Raw genomic sequence first — 22,254 nt, 5'->3', positions numbered from 1 at the left:
ACGCCATGTCCCCGGCCGACTACAAGGACCTGGTGCTGTTCCTGGCCACGGCGGGGATCGTCGCGCCGCTGTTCAAGCGGCTGAGCATCAATCCTATCCTGGGCTTCCTGCTGGCCGGGGTGATCCTGGGGCCGTTCGGCCTGGGCAGCCTGACCCACATCGCCCCGTGGCTGGACTATGTGACCGTCGACAAGCCCGACGAGATCGCCCAGCTGGCCGAGTTCGGGGTGGTGTTCCTGCTGTTCATGATCGGGCTGGAGCTGTCGTGGGAACGGCTGCGGTTGATGCGCAAGCTGGTGTTCGGCCTGGGGGCGGCCCAGGTGTTCGGCGGGGCGGCGGTGCTGGGCGGGGCGGCGATGCTGCTGGGCCAGGGCCCGGTCGCCGGCCTGGCGATCGGCGCGGCACTGGCCCTGTCGTCCACCGCCATCGCCGTGCCGGTGCTGGTCGAGCGCAAGCGGCTGCACGCCGAAGGCGGCCGGGCGACCTTCTCGGTGCTGCTGTTCCAGGACCTGGCCGTGGCCCCGATCCTGATCACCCTGGCCATACTGGGCCGCGGCGACGGCGTCTTCCGGCTGGCCGACCTGCTGGCCTTGGGCCCGGCGGTGGTCGGCCTGGCGATCATCGTGCTGTTCGGCCGCCTGGCGCTGCGGCCGATGATGCGCTCGGTGGCCAAGGCCCGGAGCGAAGAGATGTTCATGGCCGCCTGCCTGCTGGTGATCATCGGCGCGGGCCTGGTCGCCGCCCTGTCGGGCCTGTCGATGGCGCTGGGGGCCTTCGTGGCGGGGATCCTGCTGGCCGAGACCGAGTACCGCCATGAGGTCGAGGTCAAGATCGAGCCGTTCAAGAGCCTGCTGCTGAGCCTGTTCTTCGTGTCGCTGGGCATCCGCCTGGACCTGTCGCTGCTGGCCGCCTCGCCCGGCCTGGTGCTGGGCGTCGCCCTTGGCCTCCTGGCGATCAAGGCGGCGATGATCGCCGCGCTGGGACGGCTGTTCGGCCTGAGCGGCCGGGGGGCGGTCGAAAGCGCCCTGGCCCTGGCCGCCGGCGGCGAATTCGCCTTCGTGATCCTCGACAACGCCATGGGGGCCGGGGTGGTGTCGCCCCGGGTCGGCCAGGCGGTGCTGGTCGCCGCCACCCTGACCATGTTCCTGATCCCCGCCCTGGCCGCCCTGGGCGCGCGGATCGCCAAGGGCGCGGCCGCCACGACCAGCGAGGCCCCCGAACCGTTGGCCGACGATGACGGCGAGGGCGCCGGCCGGGTGCTGGTGGTCGGCTATGGCCGGGTCGGCCGGCTGGTCGGCGACATGCTCGACCGCCACGACCTGCCGTGGATCGCCATCGACCGCATCCCCCGCTTTGTCGAACAGGGCCGCCGGGCTGGCCACCAGGTCTATTACGGCGACGCCGCCCGGGTGGAGCTGCTGGAGCGCTGCGGCCTGGACCAGGCCCGGGCCGTGGTGGTGACCATGGACGCGCCGGAAGCGGCCGAGGCGGTGGTGGCCGCCGCCCGCGGCCACCGTCCCGACCTGACCATCGTCGCCCGGGCCCGCGACGCTCGCCACGCCGCCCGGCTCTACGAGCTGGGCGCCACCGACGCCGTGCCCGAGACCATCGAGGCCTCGCTGCAGCTGTCCGAGGCGGTGCTGGTCGACATCGGCGTGCCCATGGGCCTGGTCATCGCCTCGATCCACGAACGCCGCGACGAATACCGCAAGGTCCTGAACCGGCCGGACGCGCTGGGCGGCAAGCGCCGGCGGCTTAGGGACGTGGGGCAGGTTTAGGCGGCGCAGGTCGGGCGCGCGACAGCCTCGTCGAGCCGGGTCAGCAACGGATCGGTTACGGGATATATCGTCGGGTTGGGGCTGTAGGTTATGCGCGCGTCGCGAAACGCGGCGCAGGCTTCGGCCGCACGTTCCAGCGCATCCAGGGCCAGGCCGCGCTCCAGCAGGCCTTCGGCGATCTGCGGGTGCATATGACCTTCGATGGGGCCGACGGGCGTGGGGCGCGGAGCCTCGGCGCGCATTAGGATCAGGCTGGCGTCGATCGTCTTCAGGGACGCGCCGGGATCGCCCGCCAGGCGCTCGGCCCTCGCGACGTCGATCAGGTTGACGCCGTCGTTCGGCTTGCCGCGGATCTTGGCCACCTCGGCCCAGAATTCGGCGACGGCTTTCAGGACGGGGAGGGCCTCGCGCGGCGCATCGACCCGCATCAGGTCGTCACCGATCTGTCGGAAGTGGTCGACCGAGAAGCGGGCGGGGTAGTCGGCTGTCCAACGATTGATGGAGATCGCGCCCTGAAACCTTCCGTCGATGACGGCGAACGGTTCGTCCTGGGCCAGGGAGATGGCCTTGCTGGCGCTGTCCAGCACCCCGACACGATCTTTGATCGCGGCGGCGACTCGCGCCTGGGAAACGTAGGCGTTCATCAGGGTCGCCTGAACCCCCCTCTCATCGAAGCTCTCCAGAGGGGCGTTGCGAAGCGGGTCGAGCGTGGCCTCGACGCGGGCGTAGGTCTCGGCGGCGGCCTTGTTGTCGTTCATGCGCTCCTGCGCGGCGCCCTGGCGAGAGATCATGCCGGCCAGCCAGATGATCGTTTCGGGGTCCCGGCGGGCCTCGACCAGGGCGCGCCAATGCCGTTCGCCCGTCCGAAGCAAGACCAGGGCGGCGGCCTGATCGACGTCCCATCCGACGGTGAGGGATCGGTACATCCGAGCCAGGGTCTCTTCGTCGGACCGTTCCGGAAGCGCCTTGCTCCGCACGATTTCGAGCGCACCGGCTTCGTCGCCCTTTCGCAGCCGGACCTCCGCCAATTCCTCCAGCGCGGTGTTCGAGGGCGACAGCCCCAGGCGCTCCTCGGCAATGGCCTGGGCGTCGTCCAGGTCGCCCGAGGCGGCCAATAGGTGCACGATGAACGACCAGGCGTTGTCGCGGCGGCTGTCGTCGCCGCATTGGGCGATCACCTTTTGCGACATTGCCGCCGCCTCATAGGGGATCGGGCGATAGCGATCGAGGAAGACGGACCAGAAATAGACGGCCATTCGCGCCGACGGATCGTTCAGCGGCTTGTCGAGCCGCGCGGCGCTGGCGGCGCAACGCCTGGCGGCCTCGTTGTTGTCCCGAGCCCGGGCCGGACCGGCGAGTACGAGGGCGGCGGTGAGGATCAGGAGGGTGCGCATGCGGCCAAGCTAGATTAGGCGCTACTTGTGGTCGAGTGCTGTGCGCCGTTTTGACAATGGACGTTCTTCCGATATATAACTGACCCGCGAGTTATATACGAGCGCCCTCATGCAGCCCGGCCAACCCAAGTGGCGACGACGTAGCGAGGCTCGCCCTGGCGAGATCCTTGAAGCGGCGCTGATGGTGTTTTCCGAGAAGGGCTTCGCGGCCGCGCGGCTGGACGACATCGCCGCCCGGGCCGGGATCTCCAAGGGGGCGCTCTATCTCTATTTCGAGACCAAGCAGGACCTGTTCCGGGCGGTGGTGCGCGAGACGATCGCGCCGAACCTGGCGACCGTCGCCGGCTTCGTCGCCCAGAGCCCGCTGCCGTTCGGCGACCTGATCCGCCTGGCCTTCGCCCGCGTCGCCGAGGTGATCACCGAGGGCCGGCTGGGCGCGGTGGCCAAGATGGTGATCGGCGAGTCGCGCAACTTCCCCGAACTGGCCAAGGTGTGGCACGAGGACGTGGTCTCGGTGATGCTGGGGGGGATCAGCGCGGCGGTGGTCGCCGCCCAGGCGCGCGGCGAGGTGCGGCCCGGCGATCCCCAGCTCTACGTGTTCAGCCTGGCCGGGCCTCTGCTGCTGGGCGTGCTGTGGCGCGAGGTGTTCGTACCGGTCGGGGTCAAGCCGATCGACCTGAAGGCCCTGCTGGCCCAGCACGCCGAGGTGGCGCTGTCGGGCATGCTGGTCGCGGCGGAGGGCGTCGCATGAAGCCTCCCGTCAGGATCGCCATCGTGGTCGTGGCGATCGCCGCCGCCGGGTGGCTGGGCTGGCGGCTGTGGGGGCCGGGATCGTCGCATCCGCGCCGGCTGTCGGGCTATGTCGAGGGCGAGACCTTGTATGTCGGCGCTTCGAGCGCCGGGCCGGTCAGCGCGGTGCGGGTCGAGCGCGGCCAGCGGGTGGCGGCCGGCCAGCCGCTGTTCGCCCTGGATGCGGCCCAGCTGGTCGCCGCCCGCGACCAGGCCGCCGCCCAGGCCCGGGCCGCGCAGGCCCAGGTGCAGGACGCCCTCAAGGGCCAGAGGCCCGCCGAACTGGCGGTCTATGACGCCCAGCGCGCCGCCGCCCAGGCCGCCCTGGCCCAGGCCCAGGCCGACTACGACCGCGTCGCGCCCCTGGCCGCCAAGGGCATCTACGCCCCGGCCCGGCTGGACCAGGCCAGGGCGGCCCTGCGCACGGCCCAGGCCGATGTCCGCACCGTCGCCCAGCAGCGCCGGGTCGGCACGCTGGGGGCGCGGCCTGACGCGGTCCGCGCCGCCGAAAGCCAGGCCGCCGCCGCCCGCGACCAGCTGGCGGCCGCCCAGAGCCGGCTGGACCAGATCAGCCCCCGGGCCCCGGCCGCGGCGCGGGTGCAGGACGTCTTCTACCAGCCCGGCGAGTGGGTGGCCGCCAACCAGCCGGTGGTCGCCCTGCTGACCGACGACCGGGTCCGGCTGCGCTTCTACGTGCCCCAGGCGCAGGTCGCGCTCTATCGCCCGGGGACCCGGATTCAGTTCAGCTGCGACGGCTGCAAGCCGGGCCTGGGCGCGCGGATCAATTTCGTCAGTCCACGGGCCGAGTTCACCCCGCCGGTGATCTACAGCCGCGAGGCCCGCGACCGCCTGGTGTTCCTGATCGAGGCCCGGCCCGACCGGCCCGCCGACCTGCCGCCCGGCCTGCCGATCGACGTCACGCCGCTGGCGAGACCGGGAAAATGAGCGCCGCGGCCGCACCCGACCTGGCCTCGCCCGATCTGGCCGTCGACGTGCGCGGTCTCGACAAGTCGTTCGGCGACAAGCACGTGGTCCAGGACCTGTCGATCCAGGTGGGGGTGGGCAAGATCACCGGCTTTCTCGGTCCCAACGGCTCGGGCAAGACCACCACCCTGCGGATGCTGTGCGGCCTGCTGACCCCGGACGGCGGCGAGGGCGAGGTGCTGGGCCGCGACTTCCGCCGCCACGCCGACGCGATCAAGCGCCAGACCGGCTACATGACCCAGAAGTTCTCGCTCTATGACGACCTGTCGATCCGCGAGAACCTCGACTTCGTGGCCCGGATCTACGGCCTCGACCGTCGGCGCGAGCGGGTGGGCGAGGCGCTGGAGCGGCTGGGCCTGGCCGGCCGCCAGAAGCAGCTGGCCGGCAGCCTGTCGGGCGGCTGGAAGCAGCGCCTGGCCCTGGCCGCCTGCGTGCTGCACGCCCCGCGCCTGCTGCTGCTGGACGAGCCCACCGCCGGGGTCGATCCCAAGGCCCGGCGCGAGTTCTGGGACGAGATCCACGCCCTGTCGGCCGAGGGCCTGACGGTGATGGTCTCGACCCACTACATGGACGAGGCCGAGCGCTGCCACGACATCGCCTATATCGCCTATGGCCGGCTGATGGCTCGCGGGACGCTCGAGGCGGTGATCGCCGGCTCGGGCCTGGTCACCTTCCGGGCCGAGGGGCCGGGGGCCGATCGGCTGGGGCGCGAACTGGCCAAGGCCCCGGGCGTGGCCATGGCCGCGCCGTTCGGCGCCGCCCTGCATGTCAGCGGCCAGGACCGCGCCGCCCTGGAGGCGGCGATCGCCCCCTATCGCCGGCCGCCCTTCGCCTGGACCGAGGTCTCGCCGACCCTGGAGGACGTGTTCATCCAGATGATGGCGGCCTCGCGGGACAATTTCCAATGAGCGACGCGCCCGGCCCCGACGGCCTGTCCGTGAACCGCGTCCTGGCGGTGCTGACCAAGGAGTTCATCCAGCTCACCCGCGACCGGCTGACCTATGCGATGATCCTGGTCATGCCGATCGTGCAGCTGCTGCTGTTCGGCTACGCCATCAACAACGACCCGCGCGACCTGCCGACCGCGGTGCTGGTCCAGGACCACGGGCCGATGGCCCGCTCGACCCTGTCGGCCCTGGTCAACAGCGGCTATTTCAAGGTCGTGCAGGAGGCCGGCTCGCCCGCCGACCTCGACCGGGCCATCGCCCGGGGCGAGGTGCAGTTCGCCCTGACCATCCCGGCCGACTTCACCCGCCGGGTGGTGCGCGAGGACCAGGCCCAGATCCTGGTCGAGGCCGACGCCTCCGACCCGGCCGCCACCGGCGGGGCGATCGCCGCCCTGGCCAATCTTCCGCGTACGGCGCTGTCCCGCGACCTGGTCGGCGCGGCGGCCCAGACCGGACGCGATCCGTTCGAGGTGGTGATCCACCGCCGCTACAATCCCGAGAGCATCACCGCCTACAACATCGTGCCGGGCCTGCTGGGGGTGATCCTGTCGATGACCCTGGTGATGATGACGTCGCTGGGCGTCACCCGCGAGTACGAGCGCGGCACCATGGAGGGCCTGCTGGCCACCCCGGCCCGGCCGATCGAGGTGATGATCGGCAAGCTGGCCCCCTATGTGGCGGTGGGAGTGATCCAGACGGTGGTGATCCTGGTGCTGGCGCGGGCGCTGTTCGCGGTGCCGATGGCGGGCGGCTGGGGGGCTCTGGTCCTGGGGGTGACGCTGTTCATCGTCGGCTCGCTGGCGCTGGGCTTCCTGATCTCGACCCTGGCCCGCACCCAGCTGCAGGCCATGCAGATGTCGTTCTTCTACATCCTGCCGTCGATCCTGCTGTCGGGCTTCATGTTCCCGTTCCGCGGCATGCCCGGCTGGGCCCAGACCCTGGGCAGCGTGATCCCGGTGACCCATTTCCTGCGCGTGGTGCGGGGATCTTTACTTAAAGGGCTGGGTGTTGAAGACCTGTGGGCAAGTCTTCTGGCCTTGGCTGCTTTTGTGGTGGCGATTGCGGCGGCGGCGATGATGCGATACCGGCGGACCCTCGACTGAGGTAGCCGGCGCCCGGCGCATATCCCTGTGTTCTGCAAGCCCGTGTGCGACGTTTTTACGCGCCCGCAGCCTGCAAAAAGCGCTGGAGGCCTTGCGCTACGCGGATTCGCGTGCGAACCGGTAGGATGCTGGCGCTTTTCCGCGATAGTCAGCCGATACGCTCGGAAGTTGATTGCGTGGGGCGGTCAGTTGTTGGAGTCGCCTTGTCTTGCAGGGCGACGAAACCTGACGGGTGTTGCTCTGCTGACACTTTCGCGGATCGTGCGCCTTGGTATAACAGTGCTCGGTCGGTCTCGGCCGGTGCAGGGCAATAGAGGGCTCTTGATATGAAACTCAAACTCCTGGCGGGAGTGGCTCTAGCCGCGGTGTTCGCCGCTGGCGCCGCTTCGGCCCAAGAGACCGGCTGGTACGGCGCGGTCGACCTTGGCTATCACTGGCCGGAAGGCATCAACGCCGAATCTGACAACGCCATGCCGGACGGCGCGACCGCCCACTATACCTGGGCGGCCGACAACGACTGGGCCGGCTTCGTCCGCCTGGGCTACCAGTTCACCCCGAACTGGCGCGCTGAAGTCGAAGGCGGCTATCGCCCCGGCGACATCACGAGCGTTCACGGCAACCCGATCCGCCAGCAGCCCTATGCGCTCTGCACCCCCGGCGTGACCCGCACGACCGCCGCGCCGAAATGCGGCAGCCCGGACGGCTCGATCGACTCCTGGTCGCTGATGGCCAACGTCCTGTACGACTTCGCGCCGGATTCATGGTTCAACCCCTTCATCGGCGCCGGCATCGGCATCAATCGCCTGGACGTCAAGGCTTTGGGTCAGTTCAGCGGCGTGGGCGCGGTGACCGCCACCAATCCCGCTATCCAGAACCTGACCGTCGACGATGACGACATCGCCGTGGCCTGGCAGGCGATCGCCGGCGCCTCGATCAAGGCGACCGACAAGCTGAAGATCGACCTGACCTATCGCTGGTTCGCCACCCAGGATCACACCTGGCAGTCGACCGGTTCGTCGGCGATCCAGCCGGGCGCCTGGGAAGGCCAGTACAAGGACCAGTCGGTGACGGTCGGCCTGCGGTATTCGTTCGCCGCTCCGCCGCCCCCGCCGCCGCCCCCGCCGCCGCCTCCCCCGCCGCCTCCGCCCCCGCCGCCTCCGCCTCCGCCGCCTCCCCCGCCGCCTCCGCCGGCATATGAAGCGCGCGAGTTCATCGTCTACTTCCCGTTCGATCAGTACGTGCTGACGCCGGAAGCCCAGTCGGTGGTTTCGGAAGCCGCGAGCTACGCCAACGGCGGTCATGCGACCAAGATCGTGGTGGTCGGTCACACCGACACCTCGGGTTCGCCGAAATATAACGCCAAGCTCTCCGAGCGCCGCGCCAAGGCCGTCGCCGACGCCCTGGTCGGAGCCGGCGTCGCCGGCGACACCCTGGCCGTGGACTGGAAGGGCGAAAGCGCCCCCGCCGTCGCCACCGGCGATGGTGTGAAGGAACCGCTGAACCGCCGTTCCACGATCTCGATCAACTTCTAAGATCGCGATCTCTATCGACTTGGGAGGGGCCCGGCGGCGACGCCGGGCCCTTTTCTTTTATCGATGCTCAGAGCCGTGCGGTTGTCCCAGCCGAAGCTTCTCAGGGGCCGGTGTAGTCAGCGTAGACCCTGACCTCCGTCACGCGCCGACGCTCGTCATAGATGATCCGGATCGAGGCGGACTTCTCGATCAGAAACGATCCTCCCCGGATGCCCCGGATGATTGCGTAGACGGTCCGCTCGCGGGCCTGATCGCTGTTTTCAACGTGATTGGCGTCCAGATAGGCCAGGGCCGGGCCGACTTCCCCGCCCACTGGCGCGGCCTTGCGGATCGCCGCGTCGATTTGGGCCAGCGTATTGTGACGGCTAATGTCACTCGCTAGGGCAGGCGTAGCGGCGAACAGCGCCACGCACAACGCGACAGGCAGGGTGTGGCGCACGGCGAACTCCTAGAGATCCAAGCATGGCCATTTGGCGCGCGCGGCGTTTTAGGCGCAAGCCGTCCTCGCCGACTAGACGCGTCGAATGGCAAGGGCTTTCAGCGGAATCCACTCCGCCGCCGGATCACTTCTTTGTTGACCGCGACAGGGCGTCGCAGCCGCCATCGCCTTGAACCTGCAACCCTTTGATCGCGCCCAGTATCTTCCGGAACACCGACGTTCGTTCACAGCTTGTTAAGAAAAAACTCGCCCCCGAGACGCATCTCGCCGTTGACGAGTCATTAGCCACTGTGGCCCCATATGTGGGCTGAGGGGGCTCCTCGGCCACAAGATGTAGCGGCTGGACGGGGCGTTTCCCTTTTCCGGAACACGCTGATTGATTATGGATTTTTGATCATGACCGGCAGTGAAGCGGCGAAGACGACTGCGCTCCCCCAGGCCCGCACCGAGGGCATGCGGACGGCCGAGCGCCCCAAGCTGGCGCTGGTGCGCAAGGTCGAGGTTGACCGTTCGCGCGACGCCCTGCTGACCGACTTCGGCAAGACCACCCTGGAGGATCGCTACCTGCTTCCGGGCGAGTCGTACCAGGACATGTTCGCCCGCGTCTCGACGGCCTTCGCCGACGACGCCGACCACGCCCAGCGGGTCTATGACTATATGAGCCGCCTGTGGTTCATGCCGGCCACCCCGGTGCTCAGCAACGGCGGCGCCGAGCGCGGCCTGCCGATCAGCTGCTTCCTCAATTCGGTGTCCGACAGCCTGGACGGCATTCTCGGCGTCTGGAACGAAAACGTCTGGCTGGCCGCCAATGGCGGCGGCATCGGCACCTACTGGGGCGGCGTCCGGTCGATCGGCGAGAAGGTCAAGGGCCAGGGCCAGACCAGCGGCATCATCCCCTTCATCCGGGTGATGGACAGCCTGACCCTGGCGATCAGCCAGGGCAGCCTGCGCCGCGGTTCGGCGGCGGTCTATCTCGACATCCACCATCCCGAGATCGAGGAATTCCTTGAGATCCGCAAACCGTCGGGCGACTTCAACCGCAAGTCCCTGAACCTGCACCACGGCATCTCGATCACCGACGCCTTCATGCACGCCGTCCGCGACGGCCAGAAGTTCGGCCTGCGCTCGCCCAAGACCGGCGAAGTGGTCCGCGAGGTCGATGCTCGCAACCTGTGGCAGAAGGTGCTGGAGCTGCGCCTGCAGACCGGCGAGCCCTATCTGATCTTCTCCGACACCGTGAACCGGGCCATGCCCAAGCACCAGCGCGAGCTGGGCCTGAGCGTGCGCCAGTCGAACCTGTGCAGCGAGATCATGCTGCACACCGGCCTCGACCACCTGGGCAACGACCGCACCGCCGTCTGCTGCCTGTCGTCGGTCAACGCCGAGACCTTCCTGGAATGGCGCGACCACCCGACCTTCATCGAGGACGTCATGCGCTTCCTCGACAACGTGCTGCAGGACTTCATCGATCGCGCCCCCGAGCCGGCCAAGGCCGCCGCCTACGCCGCCATGCGCGAGCGCTCGGTCGGCCTGGGCCTGATGGGCTTCCACAGCTTCCTGCAGAGCCAGAACGTGCCGTTCGAGAGCGCCCTGGCCAAGAGCTGGAACATGCGGATGTTCAAGCACCTGCGCCGCGAGGCCGACAAGGCCTCGATCGCCCTGGGCGAGGAGAAGGGCCCGTGCCCCGACGCCGCCGAGCGCGGCTCGATGGAGCGCTTCTCGCACAAGCTGGCCATCGCCCCGACCGCCTCGATCTCGATCATCTGCGGCGGCACCAGCGCCGGCATCGAGCCGATCCCGGCCAATATCTACACGCACAAGACCCTGTCGGGCTCGTTCGCGGTCAAGAACCCCTACCTGGAGAAACTGCTCGAGGAGAAGGGCCAGAACACCGACGCGGTCTGGGGCTCGATCCTGGAGAACGAGGGCTCGGTCCAGCACCTGGACTTCCTCAGCCAGGACGACAAGGACGTCTACAAGACCGCCTTCGAGCTGGACCAGCGCTGGGTGGTCGAACTGGCCGCCGACCGCACGCCGGAAATCTGCCAGAGCCAGTCGGTGAACATCTTCCTGCCCGGCGACGTCGACAAGTGGGACCTGCACATGCTGCACTGGCAGGCCTGGGAGCGGGGCGTGAAGTCGCTCTACTACCTGCGCTCCAAGTCGGTGCAGCGGGCGGCCTATGCCGGCTCCGACGTGGCGGTGGCCGGGCCGATCAACGGCTTCGACGCGCCCGAGAAGACCGATTACGACGAGTGCCTGGCCTGCCAATAGGGCCGGGCTTCAAATCCTGGACAAACGAACGGCGGCGCGAGGCTCTCGCGCCGCCGTTCGGCGTTCTGGAACCCGACGCACGGCGATTTGTTAAGGACGTGGGGATTTGTCCCATGGACGCCGCCGCAATTGCGGGTAGGCTCCTTGGGGGGAACTTGGGACGAGGGGTCCGGCATGCGTGCGGTGGCGTTCGTGGTGAGCTTGGGCGTGAGCCTGACGGCTTGCGCTGTCGCCCAGGCGCACCCGGCCCGCGCGAAACCCGCCCCGAAGGCCGCGGCCGCCACGTCGTCCGAGACTTCAGATAGGACGCCCGCCGCCGGCCGCAAGGCCAAGCCCGCCACCATGGCCAGTTTCATTGTCGACAGCCGCGCCACGCGGCCGATCGATCTCAGCGCCCATAGCCTGCGCCCAGCCGCGATCGGCTTTTCCGAGGCGCCGCGGACCGCCGCCCCGCGCGCGGATGATCCCAGCTTCGCCCTGTCTCCGGCCGGGGCCTATGGCGACGCCAAGCTGCTGGACGCCGACCGTTACTATGCCGGCCGCGGCGCGGTCACCTGGCGCTCCAACGCCTTCGTGGTCGGCGACAGCGGCCACGCGGTCGACTCCGTGCGGGTGTCGGTCGCCAAGGTCGCCCAGAGCGGCGCGACCCGGCCCCTGTCGATGGTCCGGCCGGACGAGGACAGCTTCGAGGACCGCGACGTCGACGTGACGGTGACCCGCGGCTGGCCGGCGGCGGTCCGGCTGGGAGCCGGCAAGTACGCCCTGGACGTCTCCCCGCACGCCGGGCTGGGCATTGGCGCGGCCGGGGGCTCGGCCGAGGCCGGGGCCACAGTGCGGTTCGGCAAGAAGATGGGCGACCGGGTGGTCAATTCGCTCGGCGTCAGCGACGGGCGGGCCTTCGGCGACCGCGGCCGCTGGTACGTGTTCGCCGCCGCCAGCGGCCAGGCCGTGGGGCTGAACATGCTGCGCAGCGCGGACGGCGACTGGAGCCGGGCCGGCTTCACCTCCGACAGCAGCAGCAAGCTGGTCGGCGACGGCCAGGCCGGCGTGGCCTGGCGGCGCGGGGCCATGCAGGCCTCGTTCGGCTATGTCCACCGCAAGATCAGGGCCAAGGACCAGATCATGGGCATGGCCACCCAGAAGGACGAGATGGTGGCGCTGTCCTTCAGCCTGAAGCCGCATTGGTAGGACCCGATCGGCGCGAATCGCGCTCGGGCGCTTGAGTTTCCGGGCCAGATCATGCAGCTAGCGCCCGACCCTCAACGAGCCATCGACCGTCATGAGCGATAGCGAGCCTCCTCGCCGCAAGATCCTGAGCCTGAAGAGCGGCGTCGCCGCGCCCGGCGGCCCGCCGCCGCTCGAGCGCATCCAGCGTCCGGCCCGGCGCGTGGTTCCCGAACCGCCGCCGGCTCCCCCGCCGCCGACCGGTGACTTCAAGTGCAAACCCTGCGGCGCCCGTTTCGATCCGCCGGCCGCCCTCGCTGACGAGGACTCGGTGCGCTGCCCGTCGTGCAACGCCCGCCTGGGCCTGGCCGGCGACTTCCGCGCCGATCCGCCGCGCCTGGAAAAGCTGCGCGCCCGCTACGTCAAGAAATAGCGGCTGAATCGACTTTCACTCAGTCTCCCCGGCGAAGGCCGGGGTCCAGGTTCAGCCGTCGTGCTGGCCGTCTATCCGAAACACACCGCCCTATGATCTGGACCCCGGCCTTCGCCGGGGAGACGGAAGGGGGCGTTCCCGCGCACCTTGGCCCTAACCGCCCTCAGACCTCCGGCGGCGGGTCCAGGGTCGAGGCCCCCGGCTCGCGGCGCGCGGCCGGGCGGCGGAACAGCTCGCGCCAGGCCGGGGGCGGCGGCGTCGGCTGGGCCCACAGCCGGCCGGCCAGGGCCAGGGCCCGGGCGTCGTCGAAGGTGCGCCTCATGCTGGCCGTCTCGAACCGCATCATGTTGAAGCCGTCGAAGCTGGACGGGATCGAGGCGACGCTGAGCGGCAGGTTGTGGCGGAGGCAGAAGCCGGCCGCCAGGCTCAGGGCTTGGCGATAGGAGAACCGCAGCATGGTCTCGAAGCTGCGCCCGACGATCGAGGCCACCCCCGGCTGGGTGGTGCGCGGCGTCGGCTCCAGCACGGTGTTGACGATCACATAGACCCGGCCGCGCCGCAGGCGATGGCCCAGTTCGCGCCAGCGCAGCAGGGCGTCGGGCATCAGGAACAGCGGCGCGGCGACGCCGCCGTCGACATGCATTTCCTGGTGTCGGACGACGCCGCCCTCGCCGTCGGGTACCTCGACCTCGAACAGCTTGGGCGGAAACAGGCCGGGCAGGGTGGCCGAGGCGACCAGCACGTCGCGGAACAGCCGCACGGCGGCCTCGCCCCCGTGGCTGGCGATCGCCCCCATGTCCCAGATGGCGGCCTTCTGGCTGTCGAGATTGGTGGTGGCGATCAGCAGCCGGCGGCCGCGGGCGTGTTCCTGGGCCACGGCCTCGATCATCGCCTGGTCGACGAACGGCGCCACCAGGCTGTCCAGCGCCTCGCCGCGGAACAGGCTCTGGCCCAGGGTCGGCCCCAGCCGCTTGAGGCTGAGCAGCTCGGCGGCGTGGCCGCCGACATAGGCGTCGGCCAGCCGGTCGTCCCAGGCCGGGCCCAGGAACGCCAGGGGAGCGATCAGCGCCCCGGTGCTGACTCCGGTGACGATGGCGAAGTCCGGGCGGGTTCCGGCCTGGGTCAGGCCGATCAGCGCGCCGGCCCCGAACGCGCCCCCGGCCGCGCCGCCCGACAGGGCCAGGATATTGAAGTCGCCGCGACCCAGCAGCGGGCGGGCCGGGGCCAGGCGGTCGGCCACGTGCCGCAGGGCGACGTCGGCCTCGTCGACGCTGAGCCGCACGCCGGGAAAGCCGACCGCCTCGGCCTCGGCCTCGGCCGGCGGGGCCGCCAGCCGCTTGCCGCGCGGCGGCTGCGCGGCGCCGCGATCCCGGAAGAAGGTCTGGAGGGTCCGTTTGGAGTCCGGCGGCAGGGTCAAGGCAGGCTCAGGGGTGTCCGCTCGAGGCCAGGACCACCCCGACCAGGATGGCGGCGTAGTGCAGGCCGGCCCCTCCGATCACATGACCGTGCCAGATGGCGCGCCGGAACTTCAGCCGCTTCATCAGATAGAACACCGTACCGGTCGAATAGATCACGCCGCCGATCGCCAGCAGCAGCAGGGCCACCCAGCCCAGGCCGGCGATCATCGGCTTGATCGCCACCAGCACCAGCCAGCCCAGAGCCAGGTACAGGCCGACCCAGAAGCGCTTGTCGAGGCCCGGCAACAGCAGCTTGGCCAGCACGCCGATCCCGGCCACCGTCCACACCGCCGAGGTCATGCCGATCGCCCACCAGCCGTGCAGGTTCTGGGTGGTGAACGGGGTGTAGGAGGCGGCGATCATCACGAAGATGCCGGCGTGGTCGAAGCGGCGCAGCAGCGGCCGCCAGCGGGCGGTGGAGAAGTTGTAGGCGGTCGACAGCGACAGCATGGTGATCAGGCCGACGGTATAGACGGCGATGGCCGCCACCTGGCTCAGCGAGCCCAGACCGAAGGCCAGGCCCAGCATGATGCCGCCGCCCAGCAGGGCGCAGGCCAGGCCGGCCAGGTGCACCACCAGGTCGGCGCGCAGGGCGCCCGGCGTCGGATAGTGCTTGGGCGCGTCCTCGGCCGGCGCTGGAAGCTTGCTGGTCGTCGTGATCATGGCCCGCCCACTCTACGCGCAATCGATGACATATAAACGCCGATCATCGTGGCGGCGAAAAGGCCGCAGGCCTGCCTAGGCTCCGCCCAGCAGCCCGCTGGCTCCATCCCAGGCCAGCTTGCCGCCGACCGCGATCAGCAGCAGGTAGATGATCCGGTAGAAGCCCTCGGCCGGCACCCGTCGCACCAGCCACACCCCGGCCCAGGTCGAGGCCAGGGCCAGGGGCAGCAGCACGGCGGCGGTGGTCAGCACCGGGCGGGTGAACTGGCCCAGGGCGACATAGGCCGGCACCTTCATCCAGTTGACCGTGGCGAAGAAGATGGCGCTGGTGCCGATGAAGGTGTCGCGCGGCAGGCGGCGCGGCAGGACATAGATCTGGAACGGCGGTCCGCCGGCGTGGGCGACCTGGCTGGTGAAGCCGGCCGCCGCGCCGCACAGGAGCCCCAGCCAGGGCCGGGCGGGGCCGGCCTCGACCGCGGCGGCGGCCTTGACCGCCCGCTCGGCCCACAGGCGCTGCAGCGAAAAGGCGATGGCGATCACGCCGATGGCCAGCTCGACCGCCGACACCGAGACCCGGGCCGCCAGCAGCCAGCCCAGGAAGATGCCGACGGCGGCGGCCGGCAGCATCAGGATCAGCAGGCCCCTGTTCCAGGTTTTGCGGAACGACCAGACGCTGACCACGTCCTGGACCAGCAGGATCGGCAGGGTGATCGAGGCGGCCAGCACCGGCGAGACCGCCAGGGCCATCAGCGGCACCGCCACCACCCCGATCCCGGCGAATCCGCCCTTGGCCAGGCCCAGCAGGATCACGGCGGGAATGGCGACGGCGTAGAACAGCGGATCGGTCAGCATCCGATGCTGTTAGCAGCTTCGCCGGGCGGTTCGAAAGTGTCGCGGCCTCGGACGGTCGTCAGCAGGGCCGTTCGCCCACATTTGGCGTAGGATGGTTGCGGAACGAAGCCCGGGCGCCGCGCGCCCTGGCGGTTCGGCGTCGAGGCCGGTGATGCGCAGCGAGCCATCCTTCGCGGTCCTGGGGTTTCGGCCCTATACCTACTGGACCGCCGCCGTCGCCCTGGCGGGCCCGCCGGCCGGCCCGCGCGTCGTCGTCCGCCGGCGGATCGTCTTCGCGACCGGGCTGGAGCGGTTCGTCTATCACCAGGCGGCGGCCGACCGCGCCGGGGCCGTCGCCCTGATCGCCCGGGTGCGGGCCGCCGCCGAGGCCAAGACGGCCGGCGAGATCGGCCGGCTGGCCGCCGAGCTGCGCGCCGACGGCTTTTCGGTCGCCATCGCCGTGACGCCAGTCGGCGCGGCCCGGATCCCGGCGCGGCTGGAAGACATCCTGCGGGCCCACGCCCTGATCCACGCCGCCGAGGGGGCGTTCTATCGCGACGTCGTCGCGGCGGGCGGCGGCCTGGCGGGGCTGGAGGTCCGCCGCGTCGCCGAGCGCGACCTGCCGACCTTGGTGGGCGACGCCCTGGCCGTCGGCGAGCCCGAACTGGCGGCGCGCCTCAAGGCCCTGGGCGCGGCGCTCGGTCCGCCCTGGGGCGAGGACTACCGGCTCGCCGCTCTGGCCGCCTGGACCGCCCTGGCCGACCCGCCGCCGGAGCGCGAGCGTCAGAACGGGTCGTCGATCATCCGGCGCGGCTTGCGCCGGGGCCGCTCCCACATCACGCCGGGATAGCCCTTCAGCGGGGCCAAGGGCGCGCCGGCATAGGTCCAGTCCGGGGCCTCGTGCAGGGCGACGTGATAGCGCGGCTCGCGGCCGGTGCGCTCGGTGAACAGGGCGCGGGGGATGTTGACCATGGTCGGCGCGCGGGCCCGCTCATAGTACAGCGGCGTGCCGCAACGGGCGCAGAAGCCGCGCGCCGTCCCGGCCGCAGCGTCCTCGAAGCGGGTGATGCTGTCGGCGCCGGCGAGAATCCGGAAGCGGCTGCGATAGCTGCCGACATAGGTGGCGAAGGCGCAGCCCTGGGCCAGGCGGCTGGCGGCCGAGTGGTCGTGCCAGGCCCAGCGGGCCGGAACGTCGATCTCCAGCCGCACCGCCCCGCAGGCGCACTGTCCCGCCGCCTGCACCGCCGAAGCCTTGGCCTTCCTGCCCATCTCGATCCCCACAACCCTTGAGGGCCGCGATCTAAGACCGATCCGGGCCGGCGATCCACCCGGATCGGCGCTAGGCCGGGTCCCGCAGCAGGTCGCCGAGGATCCGCAGCCCGCGCTCGGCCGCGGCCGGCTCGGCCAGGCTGAAGTTCAGCCGCAGGGCCTGGCTGGCGCCGCCGTCGGCCAGGAAGTGGCCGCCGGGGGTGAACAGCACCCCCTGCTCCAGCGCCCGCTTCAGCAGCCGCTCCGGATCGGCCGCCCCCGCCAGGGTCAGCCAGAAGAACAGGCCGCCGGGCGGGGCGGTCCAGGTCGCCAGACCGCCCAGGTGTCGGGTCAGGGCCGCGTCGAAGGCGTCGCGCTTGCCGCGGTAGAGATCGGCCACCCACGCCATCCGCGCCGCCCGGCCCGGATCGTTCAGATATTGCAGCACCATCCATTGGCTCAGGCGGTTGGTGTGCAGGTCCGAGGCCTGCTTCAGCCGGGTCAGATAGGGGAACAGGTCCTCCGAGGCGGTCAGGAAGCCCAGCCGCAGCCCCGGCGCGACGGTCTTGGAGAACGAGCCCTGATAGATCCACGAGGCGGTCTTCAGCCCGGCGCAGACGGGGCGGCGCTCGCAGGGTTCGTAGACCAGGTCGCGATAGGGATCGTCCTCGAACAGGATCACGTCATGGACGTCGCAGGCCTGGGCCAGGGCCTGGCGCTCGGCCGCGCTCCAGCACTGGCCGGTCGGGTTCTGGAAGGTGGGCGTGACATAGGCCAGGGCCGGCGCCGCGTCGGCCCAGCCGGCGGCGGGATCGGCGCGGTCGAGAATCTCGAACCGCGCGCCGAAGAACCGGAACACCTGCAGCGCCGCCAGATAGGCGGGGGACTCCACCGCCACCGCCGCGCCCGGGTCGACGACCAGCTTGGCGGCCAAGTCGATGCCCTGTTGCGAGCCCGACAGCACCAGCACCCGGTCGGGTCCGCAGTCCAGGCCCAGGTCCGCCAGGTCTTCGGCGATGCGGGCCCGCAGGGCCGGCTCGCCCTCGGTCGGACCGTATTGCAGCAGGTCGCGCGGCGGTGGCGGCAGGTCGAGGCCCGCGAAGGTCTCCGGCGACGGCAGGCCGCCGGCGAACGAGATCATCCCCGGCCGCTGGGCGACGCTGAGCATGTCGCGCACCGGCGAGGGGTGCAGATCGCCGGTGCGCACGGACAGCCGGGCCATGGTCGTTCCCCCAAAATAGCGTCAAGTCTATTGACCTATCGACACCGTAAGGGCCGGGCGCTTATTGTGTCAACATGCTTGACCTAGATCGCCAGGACGACCTGCACAGCGCGATCGAGCTGCTGTACTTCGCCTATCGCGGCTTCACCGACCGGCCGGACCGGATCCTCGAGCGCCGCGGCCTGGGGCGGGTGCACCACCGCATCCTCTATTTCATCGGCCGTCGGCCCGACGTCTCGATCCGCGGCCTGCTCGACCTGCTGGCGGTCAGCAAGCAGGCGCTGAACGCGCCGCTGCGGCAGCTGCTGGAGATGGGCCTGGTCGCCGCCGCCCCCTCCGCCGGCGACCGCCGGGTCAAGAACCTGCGCCTGACGCCCGAGGGCGAGCGGCTGGAAGGCGAGCTGACCGGGGTCCAGATGCGGCATCTGCAGGCGGCCTTCGACCGCGCCGGCCCGGCCGACCACCAGGGCTGGCGGACGGTGATGGCCGAACTGGCCCGCGACGGACGCGGGTGACAAGGGCTTTGGCCGTGCTGTAGACGGGAGTCATGACCGTCGACATCACCGGCCTGTGCCCCGACCGCTTCGCCGCCGTACGCGACGCCTTCGCCGGCAATTTCGACCCGAACGCCCCCGGCGGCGGCGAGCTGGGGGCGCGGTTCTGCCTGACGATCGACGGCGAGGTGGTCGTCGACCTGATGGGCGGCTTCGCCGACCGCACGCACGAGCGGCCGTTCGGCCCCGACACCCTGACCCCGCTGTTCTCGACCACCAAGGCGGTGGCGGCCCTGCTGGTCGCCCGCCTGGTCGACCAGGGCCGACTGACCTATGACCAGACCGTCGCCTCGGTGTGGCCCGAATACGCCCAGGCCGGCAAGCAGGACGTCACCATCGGCCAGGCCCTGTCGCACCAGGACGGGCTGTCGGGCTTTCCCGACCAGACCGACCCGGCCATCTGGTTCGACTGGGACGCCACCTGCGCCAAGCTGGCGGCCATGGCCCCGCTCTGGCCGATCGGCTCGGCCAGCGGCTACCACCCGCTGACCTTCGGCTTCATCGCCGGCGAGATCTTCCGCCGGGTCGACGGCCGGACCATGGGGACGGCCTTGCGCGAGGACCTGGCCGGGCCGCTGGGCCTGGACCTGTGGATCGGCCTGCCCGACAGCGAGCACGACCGGGTCGCCGAGCTGATGCGGCCGACCGCCCTGCCCAAGTTCGGGGCGGTGAACGAGGCGGTGAAGGCCGCCTTCATGACCAAGTGGGCGGCGCCGGGTGGGCGCGGCACGGCCGAGTGGCGGCGGGTCGAGATTCCCTCGGCCAACGGCCACGCCACCGCCCCAGCCCTGGCCCGGCTGATGGGGGCCCTGGCCTGCGGCGGGACGCTGGACGGCGTGCCGGTGCTGTCGCCCGAGACGATGGAAAAGGCCCGGGCCGAGCGGATCGTCGGCCAGGACCTGGTGCTGCCCTATGTGATCAGCTGGGGCGCGGGCTTCATGCGCAACACGCCCAACCTCTTCTACGGCCCGTCGCCGGACGCCTTCGGCCACAGCGGCTGGGGCGGCTCCTGCGCCTTCGCCGATCCGGCCCGCGGGGTGGCGGGGGCCTATGTGATGAACCGGCAGGGCAGCGAACTGATCGGCGACGCCCGCGCGGTGCGATTGATCCAGGCGGCCTACGGGGCGCTCTGAAGCAGGTTGAAGGGGGCGGCATGCGGACGGCTTTGAGGATCACCGGCCTGGCCGCCGGGCTGGCGGCCTTGGCCGGCCTCGCCCAGGCCCAGGACGCCGGGCGCGATTTCTGCGCCGACCGGCCCGGCAAGGGCTCGCCGCCCTGTGTGCTGGACGCCGGCCGCTTCCAGGCCGAGCTGGGCTTGGCCGACGCCGCCTGGAGCCGGGGCGGCGGGACCTCGGTCGACGATGTCGCCTTCGGGGGGCTGGAGCTGCGCCTGGGCCTGGCGTCGATGGTGGAAGGCCAGGTCAGCTGGACCGCCCATGAGCGGGTGCGCCAGAAGGACCGGGCGACGGGGGCGGTCTCCGTCGTCGACGGGATCGGGGACGTCAATTTCGCTCTGCGCTGGTCGCTGCGCCATCCCGGCGGCGACGGCGTCTCGGTCGCCCTGCAGCCGTTCGTGACCGCCCCGGTCGGGACCGACGGCGTCGGCGGCGGCCGCTGGCAGGGCGGGGTGATCGCGCCGGTCAGCCTGCCGCTGGGCCCGGTCTGGTCGCTGGCCCTGTCGCCGGAGCTGGACCTTCGCCCCGACGCCGACGGGCGCGGCCGCCATGCGGGCCTGGCCAGCGCCGTCGGGCTCGGCCGGGCGATCGGGCCGGTGTCGCTGGGCGTGGAGCTGTGGGCCGATGTCGACGACGACCCGGCCGGCCGGGTCACCGCCGCCAGCTTCGACCTGACCGCCGCCTGGACGCCGGCTTCCGTCGAGGACCTGCAGCTGGACGCCGCAGCCTATCTGGGCCTGAACCGCGACACCCCCGACCTCGAGCTGGCGATCGGCGTCGCCAAGCGATTTTAAGATCGCTTCGGCGCGGGGCCGGCCTCGATCATCAGCCCGCCGACGATCCCGGCGACGACGGCGGCTGCGGCGCTGATCCCCATCACCCACGGATAGCCCTGCGGTCCCGGCGCGAAATAGACCAGGCCCAGCGCCGCCACCGCCAGCAGGCCGGCGATCCGGGCCACGGCGTTGTTGACCCCCGAGGCGATCCCGGCATGGCTGGCGGCGACCGCGCCCATCACCGTGCTGGTCAGGGGCGCGACACTGATGGTCATGCCGACCGCCAGCACCAGCACCGCCGGCAGCACCCCGGTCCAGTAGCCGCTCCCCACCCACGGGGCGCCCAGCAGGCCGAAACCGATCCCGGCCAGGATCGGCCCCACGGTCAGCAGCGGTCGGGGCCCGAAACGGTCGGCGGCCTTGCCGGCCACCCCCGACAGCGTCCCCATCACCAGCGAGAACGGCAGCAGGGCCGCCCCGGCCTTGGCGGCCGAATAGCCGTGGCGGGCGATCAGCTCGAACGGCAGGAAGAACAAGGCCCCGGTCAGGCCGAAATACAAGGCCAGGGTCAGCAGGTTGGCGCCGCTGAAGGTCCGCGAGCGGTACAGCGACAGCGGCATCATCGGCTGCTTCCCGCGGGCTTGGCTGAGGACGAACAGGCCCAGCAGCACCGCGCCCAGGGCCAGGGCCGCCCACACCGCCGGACTGGTCCAGCCGCGCTGGCCGGCCGCGGTCAGGCCCCAGGTCGCCGCGCCCAGACCGGTCGCGGCCAGGCCGGCGCCCAGCCAGTCCAGGCGGTCGACTTCCGGATCGCGGCTCTCGCGCACCGCCGCCAGGGCCAGCCAGACGGTGGCGGCGGCCAGGGGCAGGTTGATCAGAAAGATCGCCCGCCATGAGACATGGTCGACCAGCCAGCCGCCCAGCACCGGGCCGATGGCGGTGGTCACCGCCCCGAATCCGGCCCAGGCCCCGATCGCCCCGCCGCGCCCGTCATCGCCGAAAGTCGCCCCGAGGATGGCCAGGCTGGCCGGCACCAGCAGCGCCGCCGCCAGGCCCTGGGCGGCGCGGGCCGCGATCAGCCACCCGACATCGGGGGCCAGCGCGCAGCCCAGCGAGGCCAGGCCGAACAGCACCACCCCGAGCACGAACATCCTACGCCGCCCATAGCGGTCGCCGGCCGAGCCGCCGATCAGCACCAGCGCCCCGAGCAGCAGCAGATAGGCGTTGACGATCCACTGCACCTCCCCGGCGTCGGCCTTCAGGGCCGCGCGCATGGCCGGCAGGGCGACATTGACCACCGAGCCGTCGATGAAGGCCATGCTGGAGCCCAGCACCGTGGCGGCCAGGGCCAAGCGCTTGCGCGGCGCGGCCTGGTCCGACCGCGGCTGCGCCCGGATCAGGCCCTCGTCGCAGGGAGGATGCTGCGTGCCGATCATGGGCCGGGAGCATGGCCCAACCGAGCCGGATCGACCATCCCGCAAATGCCGCGCG

General features: G+C 71.0%; 21 protein-coding genes. 13 read left to right on the top strand and 8 right to left on the bottom strand.

All coding sequences use genetic code 11. The features are described from left to right. The first annotated feature begins 5 nt into the window (after window positions 1–5). Window positions 6–1,778: a cation:proton antiporter domain-containing protein gene (locus ACIPQB_RS02565; protein WP_446483975.1), complete on the top strand. Its 1,773-nt coding sequence runs from the start codon at window positions 6–8 to the stop codon at window positions 1,776–1,778. Here the strand turns inward: ACIPQB_RS02565 and ACIPQB_RS02560 are convergent. Beyond that, the gene (locus tag ACIPQB_RS02560) at window positions 1,775–2,893 is read right to left on the bottom strand and encodes a hypothetical protein (protein ID WP_446483624.1); all 1,119 of its coding nucleotides are present in this window, start codon (window positions 2,891–2,893) and stop codon (window positions 1,775–1,777) included. The genes ACIPQB_RS02565 and ACIPQB_RS02560 overlap by 4 nt on opposite strands. Before the next feature lie 388 nt (window positions 2,894–3,281). Between ACIPQB_RS02560 and ACIPQB_RS02555 the strand changes: the two genes are divergently transcribed. The 5 genes from ACIPQB_RS02555 (at window position 3,282) to ACIPQB_RS02535 (ending at window position 8,527) form a co-directional block, all read left to right on the top strand. Then, complete coding sequence (locus ACIPQB_RS02555) at window positions 3,282–3,923, top strand: TetR/AcrR family transcriptional regulator (protein ID WP_446483623.1); 642 nt, start codon at window positions 3,282–3,284, stop codon at window positions 3,921–3,923. Next, complete coding sequence (locus tag ACIPQB_RS02550) at window positions 3,920–4,906, top strand: HlyD family secretion protein (protein WP_446483622.1); 987 nt, start codon at window positions 3,920–3,922, stop codon at window positions 4,904–4,906. The genes ACIPQB_RS02555 and ACIPQB_RS02550 overlap by 4 nt, the downstream gene beginning before the upstream one ends. Beyond that, on the top strand, window positions 4,903–5,853 hold the full coding sequence (locus tag ACIPQB_RS02545; protein WP_446483621.1) for an ABC transporter ATP-binding protein: 951 nt from the start codon (window positions 4,903–4,905) through the stop codon (window positions 5,851–5,853). Before ACIPQB_RS02550 ends, ACIPQB_RS02545 begins: the two co-directional genes overlap by 4 nt. Beyond that, the gene (locus tag ACIPQB_RS02540) at window positions 5,850–6,995 is read left to right on the top strand and encodes an ABC transporter permease (RefSeq protein WP_446483620.1); all 1,146 of its coding nucleotides are present in this window, start codon (window positions 5,850–5,852) and stop codon (window positions 6,993–6,995) included. Before ACIPQB_RS02545 ends, ACIPQB_RS02540 begins: the two co-directional genes overlap by 4 nt. A gap of 326 nt (window positions 6,996–7,321) precedes the next feature. After that, complete coding sequence (locus ACIPQB_RS02535; RefSeq protein WP_446483619.1) at window positions 7,322–8,527, top strand: OmpA family protein; 1,206 nt, start codon at window positions 7,322–7,324, stop codon at window positions 8,525–8,527. Window positions 8,528–8,627: 100 nt separating this feature from the next. On the opposite strand, the gene ACIPQB_RS02530 is transcribed toward ACIPQB_RS02535, so the two are convergent. Then, window positions 8,628–8,966: a hypothetical protein gene (locus ACIPQB_RS02530; RefSeq protein WP_446483618.1), complete on the bottom strand. Its 339-nt coding sequence runs from the start codon at window positions 8,964–8,966 to the stop codon at window positions 8,628–8,630. 390 nt (window positions 8,967–9,356) lie between these two features. Between ACIPQB_RS02530 and ACIPQB_RS02525 the strand changes: the two genes are divergently transcribed. The 3 genes from ACIPQB_RS02525 to ACIPQB_RS02515 all read left to right on the top strand — a co-directional run bounded on the left by ACIPQB_RS02525 (window position 9,357) and on the right by ACIPQB_RS02515 (window position 12,837). Continuing rightward, window positions 9,357–11,240 (top strand): ribonucleoside-diphosphate reductase subunit alpha, encoded by a 1,884-nt coding sequence (locus tag ACIPQB_RS02525; RefSeq protein ID WP_446483617.1) that lies wholly within the window; start codon window positions 9,357–9,359, stop codon window positions 11,238–11,240. Between the two features lie 207 nt (window positions 11,241–11,447). Then, window positions 11,448–12,428, top strand: coding sequence for a lipid A-modifier LpxR family protein (locus ACIPQB_RS02520; RefSeq protein WP_446483616.1), 981 nt, complete (start codon window positions 11,448–11,450; stop codon window positions 12,426–12,428). Between the two features lie 91 nt (window positions 12,429–12,519). Then, entirely contained in the window at window positions 12,520–12,837 is a 318-nt protein-coding gene (locus ACIPQB_RS02515) for a hypothetical protein (RefSeq protein WP_446483615.1), read from the top strand. 163 nt (window positions 12,838–13,000) lie between these two features. On the opposite strand, the gene ACIPQB_RS02510 is transcribed toward ACIPQB_RS02515, so the two are convergent. From ACIPQB_RS02510 to ACIPQB_RS02500, 3 genes are all read right to left on the bottom strand, one after another. Continuing rightward, window positions 13,001–14,254: a patatin-like phospholipase family protein gene (locus ACIPQB_RS02510; protein WP_446483614.1), complete on the bottom strand. Its 1,254-nt coding sequence runs from the start codon at window positions 14,252–14,254 to the stop codon at window positions 13,001–13,003. Between the two features lie 7 nt (window positions 14,255–14,261). Further along, the gene (gene trhA, locus ACIPQB_RS02505) at window positions 14,262–14,957 is read right to left on the bottom strand and encodes a PAQR family membrane homeostasis protein TrhA (protein ID WP_446483613.1); all 696 of its coding nucleotides are present in this window, start codon (window positions 14,955–14,957) and stop codon (window positions 14,262–14,264) included. A 75-nt stretch (window positions 14,958–15,032) separates the two neighbouring features. After that, window positions 15,033–15,809 (bottom strand): sulfite exporter TauE/SafE family protein, encoded by a 777-nt coding sequence (locus ACIPQB_RS02500; protein WP_446483612.1) that lies wholly within the window; start codon window positions 15,807–15,809, stop codon window positions 15,033–15,035. Between the two features lie 151 nt (window positions 15,810–15,960). On the opposite strand from ACIPQB_RS02500, the gene ACIPQB_RS02495 reads away from it, so the two are divergent. Beyond that, window positions 15,961–16,638, top strand: coding sequence for a hypothetical protein (locus ACIPQB_RS02495; RefSeq protein WP_446483611.1), 678 nt, complete (start codon window positions 15,961–15,963; stop codon window positions 16,636–16,638). Here ACIPQB_RS02495 and ACIPQB_RS02490 read toward each other — a convergent pair. Continuing rightward, window positions 16,572–17,057, bottom strand: a complete 486-nt coding sequence (locus tag ACIPQB_RS02490; RefSeq protein ID WP_446483610.1) for a GFA family protein — start codon at window positions 17,055–17,057, stop codon at window positions 16,572–16,574. The two genes, ACIPQB_RS02495 and ACIPQB_RS02490, sit on opposite strands and share 67 nt — an antisense overlap. Window positions 17,058–17,127: 70 nt before the next feature. Then, the gene (locus ACIPQB_RS02485) at window positions 17,128–18,258 is read right to left on the bottom strand and encodes an aminotransferase-like domain-containing protein (RefSeq protein ID WP_446483609.1); all 1,131 of its coding nucleotides are present in this window, start codon (window positions 18,256–18,258) and stop codon (window positions 17,128–17,130) included. 74 nt (window positions 18,259–18,332) lie between these two features. On the opposite strand from ACIPQB_RS02485, the gene ACIPQB_RS02480 reads away from it, so the two are divergent. The 3 genes from ACIPQB_RS02480 to ACIPQB_RS02470 are packed head-to-tail and all read left to right on the top strand — an operon-like array spanning window position 18,333 to window position 20,781. After that, the gene (locus tag ACIPQB_RS02480; protein ID WP_446483608.1) at window positions 18,333–18,773 is read left to right on the top strand and encodes a MarR family winged helix-turn-helix transcriptional regulator; all 441 of its coding nucleotides are present in this window, start codon (window positions 18,333–18,335) and stop codon (window positions 18,771–18,773) included. A gap of 32 nt (window positions 18,774–18,805) precedes the next feature. Then, complete coding sequence (locus tag ACIPQB_RS02475; RefSeq protein ID WP_446483607.1) at window positions 18,806–19,945, top strand: serine hydrolase domain-containing protein; 1,140 nt, start codon at window positions 18,806–18,808, stop codon at window positions 19,943–19,945. A gap of 20 nt (window positions 19,946–19,965) precedes the next feature. Continuing rightward, window positions 19,966–20,781 (top strand): transporter, encoded by an 816-nt coding sequence (locus tag ACIPQB_RS02470; RefSeq protein WP_446483606.1) that lies wholly within the window; start codon window positions 19,966–19,968, stop codon window positions 20,779–20,781. On the opposite strand, the gene ACIPQB_RS02465 is transcribed toward ACIPQB_RS02470, so the two are convergent. Beyond that, window positions 20,778–22,199 (bottom strand): DHA2 family efflux MFS transporter permease subunit, encoded by a 1,422-nt coding sequence (locus ACIPQB_RS02465; protein ID WP_446483605.1) that lies wholly within the window; start codon window positions 22,197–22,199, stop codon window positions 20,778–20,780. The genes ACIPQB_RS02470 and ACIPQB_RS02465 overlap by 4 nt on opposite strands. Between the last annotated feature and the right edge of the window lie 55 nt (window positions 22,200–22,254).

This window comes from Caulobacter sp. LARHSG274 (genome assembly GCF_052871235.1).
This window is presented reverse-complemented; position numbering and strand designations above follow the sequence as displayed.